Genomic DNA, 11,077 nt, shown 5'->3' with positions numbered 1-11,077 from the left:
TATTTTCACAGAAGAAAAGTCCCCCCCAATCTCGTCATTGACGCCTTCCCCCGATGCGCTATGCTCAGACATTGCTTATTTCATTAGCGCGCTTACCTTCTATGAGCCTCTTCGCAAACAAAAAATTCTCGCTGCCACAGGGTTCCGCTTTGCCGTTGCTGGTGGCGGGGGCGTTCTTTATGGAAAATCTGGATGCCACGGTGATCGTCACCGCGCTGCCGCAAATGGCGAAAGATTTCGGCGTGCATCCGGTCGATATGAATATCGGCGTGTCGGCGTACATTCTGACGCTGACGGTGTTCATTCCGGCCAGCGGCTGGATCGCTAACCGGTTTGGCACGCGTAACGTCTTTTCGCTGGCGCTTATCCTGTTCACCCTCGCGTCACTGTTATGTTCCGCCAGCACCAGTCTCGGCATGTTTACCGCCGCCCGCATGTTGCAGGGGTTTGCCGGTGCGCTGATGGTGCCGGTCGGGCGGCTGGTGGTACTGAAAAATACACAAAAATCAGATCTGATCCGCGCCATCGCGACGATTACCTGGCCCGGGTTGGTGGCGCCGATCCTCGGGCCACCGCTGGGCGGTTTTATTACGACGTATGCTTCCTGGCACTGGATATTTCTGCTCAATCTGCCGCTCGGGATTATCGCGCTGATGTTCAGCCGCAAGCTGATCCCGCAGGTTGCGGGGCAGAAAGGCGTGCCGTTTGATGTCACCGGTTTTGTGCTGACCGGCGCGGCGTGTCTGGGGTTAATCTTCGGGCTGGATATGTTTAATCAGGACTCCGTTAACTGGAAACCGGTGACAATGGTAGGCGGCGCGGTGATCGTCGGGGCGCTGGCGGTCTGGCATTCCGGGCGGGCGGCGTACCCGTTGCTGCCGCTGACGGCGCTGAAAATTAAAAGTTACGCCGTCACGATTTACGGCGGTTCACTGTTTCGCGTGGCTATCGGCGCCCTGCCATTTTTGCTGCCGTTGATGTTCCAGCTGGGTTACGGCATGAACGCGTTTGATGCCGGGCTGCTGGTGCTTGCCGTGTTCGCCGGTAATCTGGCGATGAAGCCGTTTACCTCGCCGATTTTGCACCGCTTCCGCTTTAAGTCGATTATGCTGGTTAACGGCCTGCTCAATTCTGCGACGATATTTGCCTGCGCGTTGCTGACGCCGGAAGTGCCGACTGCCATTACGTTGCTGTTGCTGTTCGCCAGTGGCATGACCCGTTCGATGCAGTTCACCGCGCTCAATACATTGGCCTTTTCGCAGGTTCCGGCAGAACAGATGGGCGGCGCGAATACGTTATTTAACACTGCACAACAGCTCTCTACCGGGCTGGGCATTGCAATCGGCGCGCTTTCGCTGCGCGTCGCGGAACATTTTTTACCGGCCAGCGCCGGGATGCAGACCGGCACGTTCCATATCGCTTTTATTATCATCGGGGTGTTTTCTTTGGCAGGAACACTCGACAGTCTGACGCTCGACCCTACCGCAGGCGATGAAATCCGCCGAAAAAAAGAATCTGAACCGCAACCGGCTTCGTCAGAAAAATAATGACGTTGCCAAACTGAAATTAAGTATCCGACAAATGGAGAAAACCCATGGAATACCGTCTGTTAGGCCATTCCGGCCTGAAAGTTTCAGTTCTAAGCCTGGGCACTATGACGTTTGGTGGTCAGGGGAAATTCGCTAAAACCGGCCAGACTGACGTCAGTGCCGCGCAACGCCAGATTGGCCTGTGTCTGGATGCGGGTATTAACTTATTTGATACCGCCGACGTTTATTCAGGCGGTGAATCGGAAGTGATTCTGGGCAAGGCGCTGGGCACTCAGCGTCATGACGTGCTGGTTGCCAGCAAAGCCCGTTTCCCGATGGGCGATGGCCCGAACAATCGCGGTTCATCGCGTCACCATATTCTGCGCGCCTGCGAAGCCAGCCTGAAACGCCTGAGTACAGACTATCTGGATTTGTATCAGTTGCATGAATGGGACGGTCAGACGCCGCTGGAAGAAACGCTGCGCGCGCTCGACGATCTGGTTAGCAGCGGCAAAGTGCGTTATGTCGGTGTCTCCAACTTTTCCGCCTGGCATGTGATGAAAACGCTGGGCGTGGCGGCAGCAAATCACTATATCCGCCCGGTCAGTCAGCAAATCCATTACACCCTTCAGGCGCGTGAAGCGGAATACGAACTCCTGCCGGTGGCGCATGATCAGGGGCTGGGCATTCTGGTCTGGAGCCCACTGGCCGGTGGCCTGCTTTCCGGTAAATACCGCCGTAATCAGGCCGCGCCTGAAGGGACACGCCATCTGGCCGACTGGGGCGAACCGCCAGTGCGTGACGAAAATGCGCTCTATGACGTGGTGGATGTTCTGGTGGATATCGCCGGGCAACGCGGCGTTTCCGCGGCGCAAATCGCGCTGGCATGGCTGATTGCGCGCCCGCAAGTGACGTCCGTGATTGTCGGTGCGCGTAACGACACCCAATTGCAGGACAACCTTCTCGCGGCAGATTTGACCCTGAATAGCGAAGAAATTGAAAGGCTTAATAAAGTCAGCCAGTTGCCGTTGCTGTATCCATACTGGCATCAGGCTCAGACCGCGCCGGACCGGCTTTCTGCGGCAGATTTATCGCTGATTGCGCCTTATTTGAAAAAGTGACCGCAATAAAATGATACCAAGTCAGACCGGCATCCGCTGCCGGTCTGGTTATTTTTGTGTTAATACTTATAGAGTTTCTTTTTCTACACACTGTGCGCGGGCAAACGCGTTCATTTTTGATTCGATTTTTATTTCATTCTATTTATTTAAATACTAAGGATTACCGGGATGATTATTTTTGTGACCGGCGCAACCGCCGGATTTGGTGCTGAGATCGCGCGCCGCTTTGTCAAAGAAGGCCATAAAGTGATTGCCTCTGGCCGCCGCAAAGAGCGTCTGGACGACCTGAAAGCGGAGTTGGGTGACGCGCTGTATACCGTTGAGCTGGATGTGACCAACCGTGCTTCCATCAAAGATGCCATCGACAGCCTGCCAGCCGAATGGAGCAACATTGATGTGCTGGTCAATAACGCCGGTCTGGCCCTCGGTCTGGAAAAAGCCGACAAAGCGTCGCTGGAAGACTGGGACAAAATGATCGACACCAACACCAAAGGTCTGGTGTACATGACCCGCGCCGTCCTGCCGGGCATGGTTGAACGCAACACCGGCCACGTGATTAATATCGGCTCAACGGCGGGCAACTGGCCGTATGCCGGTGGCAACGTGTATGGCGCGACCAAAGCCTTCGTCCGTCAGTTCAGCCTGAACCTGCGCACCGACCTGCACGGCACTCACGTTCGCGTGACCAATATCGAGCCGGGCCTCTGCGGCGGAACGGAATTCTCCAACATCCGCTTTAAAGGCGATGACGAGAAGGCCAGCAAAACCTACGACAAGACAAACCCGCTGACGGCCACCGACGTGGCTGAATCCGTGTTCTGGGTTTCCACATTGCCTGAGCACGTTAACATCAACAGCATCGAAATGATGCCTGTCAGCCAGTCTCTGGCCGGTTTGCAGGTTCACCGCGAAGACTGATCAGACCTTGTGATGCACATGAAAAGCAGCTCCGGCTGCTTTTTTTATTGGGTTTTCGTCCAATTTTGAGCATAAAAAAGGCGTGGTAATCAAACCCACGCCTTTTTCAAACCCGCAGAGCGATTACGCGCTCAGCCAGCCCAGTTTGATCACGAACAGAATCGACAGAACGATCAGCGCGGAATTCAGTTCACGCCAGCGGCCGGTCAGCAGTTTTGCCAGCGTCCAGGTGATGAAACCAAACGCGATACCGTTAGCGATGGAATACGTGAACGGCATGGTCAGCGCAGTCACGGTAACCGGCGCGGCAACGGTGATGTCTTTCCAGTCGATTTCGGCCAGACCTGAGGTCATTAGAACCGCGATGAAAAGCAGAGCCGGCGCGGTGGCGAATGCCGGAACACTGCCTGCCAGCGGTGCGAAGAACAGGCTCAGCAGGAATAGAATTGCGACCACGATAGCCGTCAGACCGGTACGGCCACCGGCGCTCACGCCCGCCGCAGACTCGATATAACTGGTGGTGGTTGATGTCCCCAGCAATGAACCGAACAGCGCCGCCGCACTGTCAGCAACCAGCGCACGGCCCATTTTCGGGATGTTGCCATCTTCGTCCGCCAGACCTGCGCGTTTAGTTACGCCGATCAGAGTGCCGGAGTTATCGAACACGTCAACGAAAAGGAATGCGAACACGACGCTGATCAGCGAAACGTTGAATGCGCCTTTGATGTCCAGCTGCATAAAGGTTGGTGCAATGGAAGGTGGCATAGACATCACGCCACCAAACGGTGAGTAGCCCAGCGCAATCGCCAGAACCGTCACCGCCAGCACGCCAATCAGCACAGCACCGGTCACTTTACGCGCTTCCAGAACCACAATCAGAATGAAACCGAGCATCGCAAACAACGGACCCGGTTTAGTAAGGTCGCCCAGACCCACCAGCGTGGCCGGGTTTGCAATCACAATACCGGCGTTTTCCAGCGCAATCAGCGCCAGGAATAACCCGATACCGGCGGCAATCGCCGAACGCAGCGGAAGCGGAATACTGCGGATAATCCATTCACGAATTTTGAAAATCGACAACGCGAAGAAGATACACGCGGAAAGGAAAACAGCACCTAACGCGATCTGCCAGGTGTAACCCATGTGCAGCACGACGGTGTAGGTGAAGAAGGCGTTTAAACCCATGCCCGGCGCCAGTGCAATCGGGTAGTTGGCGATAAAGCCCATCAGTGCGGAACCGATTGCGGCAGCAAGACAAGTTGCCACGAAAACCGAGCCTTTATCCATCCCCGTCGCGCCCAAAATGGACGGGTTAACGAACAGAATATAGGCCATTGCTAAAAATGTAGTCAGTCCTGCCACAATCTCAGTCCGCACGTTAGTACGGTGAGCTTTTAACTTGAATAGTTTTTCTAACATGAGAAGGAATCTCTTGGTCGCGTGATCACTTCAACCGGGTGATCAAAAGCGCACGCTTGTTATTAGTGTTGTTTTTCAAAACACGCACGCGCGCCAGCAGTACGAATGCCACAATTCGCACCCCTTCTGTCCAAAGAAAAGCGGCTCACGTGCTAAACGTGTTTTGACGAACCCTGTCATTACCCTTTATTGACCTCTTTTGCACAGAGATTTGCACATAAAACAATCTGAGGTGATTGTTTACAAAGGCCATTGCACAATCTAGGAAAAATGAGTGATGCAGTCCATAATAGATATCTCACTTATTCACTGCATAAATTAGTACACCTATGTCACCCTTCTCCCGTTTTTCGCAATATTTTACCGAAGTCGCCCGAACAGGAAGTTTGCGCAAAGCGGCGGAAGCGCTGCACGTCTCCGCTTCGGCCATTAACCGGCAGATTTTACAGGCCGAACAGACGCTGGAAACGCCGCTGTTTGAGCGCCTGCCCACCGGCCTGAAGCTGACGTCCGCCGGTGAGATTTTGTTCGATGACATCCGCCGCTGGCGGAAAGAATTTTCCCGCACCCGCGAACGCTTTGATGAGATTCAGGGTTTGCGGCGTGGGCATGTCACCATTTCCATTATTGCGGCGCTCAGTGAAGGAATTATGGCGCAGCTGATTGCCGAAGTCGGCGCTGAACATCCTTACCTCACGTTTGATATCCGCATTGAAGACAGCCGGAATATCAGTGAACAGGTCAGTTCGGCGGAAGTGGATTTTGGTCTGCTGCTCGATCCTATCGAACATACCGGGCTGGAAGTACAGGCGTTCGCGGAATTGCCGATTGGCATCGCCATGCCGGTCGGGCATGAACTCTCAAAGCAGGAATCGCTGTCGTTCAGCGATATCGCGGCTTACCGGCAGATTATTCCATCGGAACCGCTGATGGTGAACGCCCGCGCGAAGCTGTTGTACAACCGTTATCAGCTGCTGGATACGCCGTCGATTGTCTGTAATGACGTGCGCATGATGCGTGAATTGATCCGCAAAGGGGCTGGCGTGGGCGTGCTGAGTTTACTTGACGTATTGCCTGATTTGCAGGAAAACCGGCTGGCGTTTGTGCCCTTGCAAGGGCGCAGCGCCAAACCGCTGACGCTCGCGCTGTGTGTTGCGCCACGCCGTCAGCTTTCCCGCGCCGCGCAGATTGTGATTCAGAAAGTGATCGTGATGATGGAAAAACTTTCGCAGTAATCGTTACGCCGTTTTCCAGCCAGATATGATAATCAGCATCCCGGCCAGCGCCACACAAGCGCCGAGCCAGTCGGTGGTGCTGAGTTTCACGCCATCGACAAACCGCAGCCACAACATCGCCGTCATCACATACACCCCGCCGTAAGCCGCATACACCCTGCCGCTGGCTGCCGGATGCAGCGTCAGCAACCAGACAAACGCTGCCAGGCTCAGCGCAGCCGGGAAAAGCAGCAGCCAGCTGCCGCCTTTGCGCAGCCAGAGATACGGCAGAAAACAACCGATGATTTCCGCCAGCGCGGTCGCAAAGAACAGTAAAGTCGTTTTGAGCATGTGAATCGCCAGGTTTACAGTTGTAAGTTAAACATGAATTCAACCCGTTAGCAGGCTTTGGGTGACGTGACTCAGGGTGATGTTATAATTGAAAGTATTCGCCTGAGCGATGTGTAAATTAAAAGGATTAGCTAATGAATACAACGTTTTTACGCCGTTTACTGCCTGTTGCGCTGCTGGTTATGACAGCAAGCTGGCAGGCACCTGCGCTGGCAGCCACCAACTGTGCGGGCGGAACCTGTGTCTTTGGCGGCAGCGGCAATGACGCCATGTCCAACGAAGAGGCGCGCCAGAGTAAAGAGCAGTGGAACGAAACACAGCGTCTGCGGGCTTTGAAAAACCAGCGCGCTGAGAAAGATTATTCCAAGTACGATAATTCTGTGGATCTGCGTGATAAATGCAACGCCAGCCAGAACGTCAATGCGTACTGGGAATCTAATACCGAGCGCTGCCTCGACCGCCGTACTGGCCGTCAGCTGATGGCGCCGTAATACCGTTATACCGTAATAAAATCTTTCCGCCCTTTTCCTGCCCGACAGCGGCGAACGTTGCCGCTGTCTCTATCTGCTAAACTCATTAATACACTGTTTCTCATAAAAGGAATGAATGATGAAAAAGACACTCTTAGCCGCCCTTGCGGTCATGATGTTAGCGCCGCTGGCGGTTCAGGCTGCCACCTGTGAAAGCGTGAAAGCGGATATCGCCCAGAAAATCGTCGCCAATGGTTTGCCGGAATCCGGCTTTAAGCTCGACATAGTCCCGAACGATCAGGCTGATCAGGCCGGTGGACAGGTAGTAGGTCATTGCGGGAATGATACGCAGAAGATTATCTACACGAAGACCGCTGGCGCGGATGATGCGACAGCAGCGAGTCCTAAGACGGGGACAAGCCAGGATTCTCAGTGATGCAGACCGGCATCACACTCGGTGATATTTCATCGAGAAAATTTCACTTGCAGTGAATGCGCAACCCAGGTCAAGACCTTGGGTTGCCACCCAAACCGGCTTCAAGGGGCGCCTATCGCCGCAAACGCCGCCGCTGCGCGGTCCTCTCATTTCGGATTCGAACCAGCGAGAAAAAAGACTCTCCCCGTTTCTCACCACTCACTCGACGTCGTTTTGAAAGCGACCAGCGGCTTTTTCCCAATATAACCGTGGGTTGGTTTGCTCCTCCCCCTGCGAAGGGGGAGGCAGGGAGGGGGTTTAGCAGGCAACTGAGTCGCTAAAACCAACACCCCATCCCAGCCTTCCCCTCATGAGAGGGGAAGGAGCAATTCAAAATCAGCCAGCATCAATCTTCCGAATTACATAGCCTCCAGCCGCTTTCAAAAATCACGCCGTAGGAGTGGTGGAAAAACGAGCGTTTTTTTTGCGAGGTTTGTAACCCGAACGAAGGGAACCGCGCAGCGGCAAGTTTTCGCGGCAATCACTATTGTGTCTGGAACATAGCAGCGAGCGGCCGCGCGCAGTTAAAAAAGCGCAGAGTCCAGAGACCCGCGCGTTACCGGGTCTTTGGTCGGTGTGGGCCGACGCCCAAGACTTTGAACTTGAACTTGAATTTGAATTTGAATTTGTCACCTTTCTCAAAGGTGCTCTCAGGCCGACTCCCTCTCCACTAACCCCGGTGGCACAATAATATTCTGTGCTTCGAGATTCTGTCCCCCGATCCTCAGCAATAACCGTCTCGCCGTCGCATGACCAATCTCCCGCGCGGAGTTCGCGATTGACGTCAGCGGCGGTTCGGTGAGTTCAGATTCCGGTGCATCTTCCATGCCGATAAGCGCCACTTTTTGCTGGAAGAAACTGTCGACAGCTCCGCCGCCGACTTCCGCGCCGGTGCGCAAAACGCCGAAATAAGCGCCGAGCGCGACGGACGATTTATGGCAAACGATGGCGCTGATTTTCGGGTAATGGGTCAGCAGCGTTTCGGCGGCGTCAGCGGCGCATTTCTGCTGGTAATTACATTCGATAATCCACTCACTGCGAAACGGCAGACCGTACTGTATAAGTGTTGAGCAAAAACCGCCGAGACGTTCGGCGCGGGTTAACGAATTACTGAGGCCGCCGAGGTAAGCGATTTGTTTGTGGCCGTGGCGGATAAGATACTCGGTGGCCATTTTGGCGGCGAGCATATTGTCCGGGCGGACAACGTCGACACCTTCAATACCGCCGGAACGCGCGGCGCAAATCAGCGGAACGCCCTGCTCATCTGCCTTTTCTTTCAGGCCGGAAATAGAACTGGTGCCACCGGCGATGACAATGCCATCAACGCCGTGGGTCAGCAAAGTGTCGAAACAGCGCATCAGACCTTTGCCTGACGGACCACTTTGCAGCAGAAATAATACTTTGCCCTGCGCTTCAAACATCTCGCTGAGACCGGCGGTCATTTCCGCATAAAACGGCTCGCAGATGTCACGCACAATCAGCCCGACCACGCCGGACTCACCGCCGCGCAGCGTGCTGGCCTGCCGGTTACGCACGAAACCCAGTTCATCCACCGCACGGTTTACCCGCTCGGCGGTACTCAGGGAAATGCGCCCTTTGCCGCTGAGCACCAGCGAAACCGTGGTGACAGAAACACCGGCGTGCTGCGCAACATCGATAATCGTAATTTTTTTATGATTCATCAGGCTATGTCGTTCATTCCAGATTCCATGAAACGGGATTATGACCCGTTCGTCGGACTTAAGCGTTTAAATCAGTAGTGCGGTCAAACAGTTATACCCGACTCGCCAGATTGAGTAAAACGTTAAACCTCCATTTAACCCTGATAATGAGGCAACCTTCCAATATTGTGAGTTCAAACACGTATTGTTTAGGTAAAACGTTTTATCTTAGCCGCCATTACCACACAGCTAACACCAAACCACTCAGGGAGCAGTCATGCCTGCAAATAAAAAACAAAAAGTCACCCTTTGGGAATTCTTCCAAAGCTTAGGTAAAACCTTCATGTTGCCCGTCGCGTTGTTGTCATTTTGCGGCATCATGCTGGGCATCGGCAGCTCATTAAGCAGCCACGATGTCGTTACATTACTGCCTGCACTGGGCAATCCTGTTCTTCAGCTGATTTTCGTGTGGATGAGCAAAGTCGGCTCATTTGCATTCAGCTTCCTGCCGGTCATGTTCGCCATCGCTATCCCGCTGGGCATGGCGCGTGAGAACAAAGGCGTTGCCGCCTTCTCGGGTTTTGTCGGTTTTGCCGTACTGAATCTGGCCATCAACTTCTACCTGACCGCCAACGGCACGCTGCCAACGGTTGATCCGCTGGTGCTGAAAGCCAACAACATCCAGATGATCCTCGGTATTCAGTCTATCGACACCGGTATTCTGGGCGCGGTGATCGTGGGTATCATCGTGTACATGCTGCACGAGCGTTACAACACCATCCGCCTGCCGGATGCGCTGGCGTTCTTCGGCGGTACGCGTTTTGTGCCGATCGTCACCACCGTCGTGCTCGGTATAGTCGGTCTGCTGATCCCGTTAATCTGGCCATTCTTCGCCGCCGGGATTAACGGTCTGGGCCGTCTGATTCAGGGCGCAGGCGTGTTCGGGCCGATGATTTTCGGTTCCGGCGAACGTCTGCTATTACCGTTCGGTCTGCACCACATTCTGGTTGCGCTGATCCGCTTCACCGAAGCCGGTGGCACGATGGATGTGTGTGGCCGCGAAGTCAGCGGTGCCCTGACCATCTTCCAGGCGCAACTTTCCTGCCCGACCACCCACGGTTTCTCTGAAAGCGCGACGCAGTTCCTGTCTCAGGGCAAAATGCCTGCATTCCTCGGGGGTTTACCGGGTGCTGCGCTGGCGATGTACCACTGCGCGAAACCTGAAAACCGTCATAAAATTAAAGGTCTGCTGATTTCCGGTGTGGTCGCTTGTGTTGTCGGCGGAACCACTGAACCGATCGAATTCCTGTTCCTGTTCGTTGCGCCGGTTCTGTATGTGATCCACGCAATTCTGACCGGTCTGGGCTTCACCATTATGTCGGTACTGGGCGTCACCATCGGGAATACAGACGGTAACATCATCGATTTCGTGGTCTTCGGTATCCTGCACGGCACAGCCACCAAGTGGTATCTGGTGCCGGTGGTGGCTGCAATCTGGTTCGCGGCTTACTACGCAATCTTCCGCTTCTCCATCACGCGCTTTAATATCAAAACGCCGGGTCGTGAATCTGAAAATACGCCAGCCGCCGCGGCCGTGCCGTCTTCCAGCAAATCCGGTTACAACGTGCCGGTGATCTTAAGCGCCCTGGGCGGTGCCGGTAATATCGTATCACTCGATAACTGCATCACCCGTCTGCGTCTTTCCGTGGCAGATATGTCACTGGTTGACGATGCGACGCTGAAAGCCAACCGTGCGATTGGTGTGGTTCATCTTAACGAACATAACCTGCAAGTGGTTATCGGCCCTCAGGTGCAGTCGGTAAAAGATGAGCTGGATTACCTCATCCGTGAGGCAGCCAATCAGCCAGCGCCCGAACCGGCGATGGTGTAAACACTGAATCCACAGGGCGACGCCGTGT

At 54.4% G+C, this 11,077-nt stretch carries 10 protein-coding genes; 7 read left to right on the top strand and 3 right to left on the bottom strand.

Annotated features, from left to right (window positions below):
• The first annotated feature begins 101 nt into the window (after positions 1-101).
• From ACLBVC_RS11460 to ydfG, 3 genes are all read left to right on the top strand, one after another.
• Positions 102-1,547 carry an MFS transporter gene (locus ACLBVC_RS11460; protein ID WP_410149686.1) on the top strand — a complete coding sequence of 482 codons (1,446 nt, stop codon included), beginning with the start codon at positions 102-104 and terminating at the stop codon, positions 1,545-1,547.
• Positions 1,548-1,594: 47 nt separating this feature from the next.
• Entirely contained in the window at positions 1,595-2,650 is a 1,056-nt protein-coding gene (locus ACLBVC_RS11455) for an aldo/keto reductase (RefSeq protein ID WP_410149685.1), read from the top strand.
• Positions 2,651-2,818: 168 nt separating this feature from the next.
• Positions 2,819-3,568 (top strand): bifunctional NADP-dependent 3-hydroxy acid dehydrogenase/3-hydroxypropionate dehydrogenase YdfG, encoded by a 750-nt coding sequence (ydfG, locus tag ACLBVC_RS11450; protein ID WP_152326213.1) that lies wholly within the window; start codon positions 2,819-2,821, stop codon positions 3,566-3,568.
• A 123-nt stretch (positions 3,569-3,691) separates the two neighbouring features.
• Here ydfG and ACLBVC_RS11445 read toward each other — a convergent pair whose 3' ends face one another.
• A complete protein-coding gene (locus tag ACLBVC_RS11445) occupies positions 3,692-4,987 on the bottom strand; it encodes an NCS2 family permease (RefSeq protein WP_104922061.1) in 1,296 nt (431 codons plus the stop codon).
• Between the two features lie 329 nt (positions 4,988-5,316).
• Between ACLBVC_RS11445 and ACLBVC_RS11440 the strand changes: the two genes are divergently transcribed.
• Positions 5,317-6,222, top strand: coding sequence for a LysR family transcriptional regulator (locus ACLBVC_RS11440; RefSeq protein ID WP_195815150.1), 906 nt, complete (start codon positions 5,317-5,319; stop codon positions 6,220-6,222).
• A 3-nt stretch (positions 6,223-6,225) separates the two neighbouring features.
• Here the strand turns inward: ACLBVC_RS11440 and ACLBVC_RS11435 are convergent, their stop codons facing one another.
• A complete protein-coding gene (locus ACLBVC_RS11435) occupies positions 6,226-6,552 on the bottom strand; it encodes a YnfA family protein (protein ID WP_410149684.1) in 327 nt (108 codons plus the stop codon).
• Positions 6,553-6,686: 134 nt separating this feature from the next.
• Here ACLBVC_RS11435 and ACLBVC_RS11430 point away from each other — a divergent pair, with 134 nt between their 5' ends.
• Positions 6,687-7,043 (top strand): DUF1283 family protein, encoded by a 357-nt coding sequence (locus ACLBVC_RS11430; RefSeq protein WP_410149683.1) that lies wholly within the window; start codon positions 6,687-6,689, stop codon positions 7,041-7,043.
• A 118-nt stretch (positions 7,044-7,161) separates the two neighbouring features.
• Positions 7,162-7,458: a DUF1161 domain-containing protein gene (locus tag ACLBVC_RS11425; RefSeq protein ID WP_410149682.1), complete on the top strand. Its 297-nt coding sequence runs from the start codon at positions 7,162-7,164 to the stop codon at positions 7,456-7,458.
• A 689-nt stretch (positions 7,459-8,147) separates the two neighbouring features.
• Here the strand turns inward: ACLBVC_RS11425 and malI are convergent.
• Positions 8,148-9,179 carry a Mal regulon transcriptional regulator MalI gene (gene malI, locus ACLBVC_RS11420; protein ID WP_410149681.1) on the bottom strand — a complete coding sequence of 344 codons (1,032 nt, stop codon included), beginning with the start codon at positions 9,177-9,179 and terminating at the stop codon, positions 8,148-8,150.
• A 256-nt stretch (positions 9,180-9,435) separates the two neighbouring features.
• On the opposite strand from malI, the gene malX reads away from it, so the two are divergent.
• Positions 9,436-11,049, top strand: a complete 1,614-nt coding sequence (gene malX / locus ACLBVC_RS11415) for a maltose/glucose-specific PTS transporter subunit IIBC (RefSeq protein ID WP_410149680.1) — start codon at positions 9,436-9,438, stop codon at positions 11,047-11,049.
• Positions 11,050-11,077 lie beyond the last annotated feature (28 nt).

Source organism: Rahnella selenatireducens, assembly GCF_046449555.1.
Classification (GTDB): domain Bacteria; phylum Pseudomonadota; class Gammaproteobacteria; order Enterobacterales; family Enterobacteriaceae; genus Rahnella; species Rahnella selenatireducens.
This window is presented reverse-complemented; position numbering and strand designations above follow the sequence as displayed.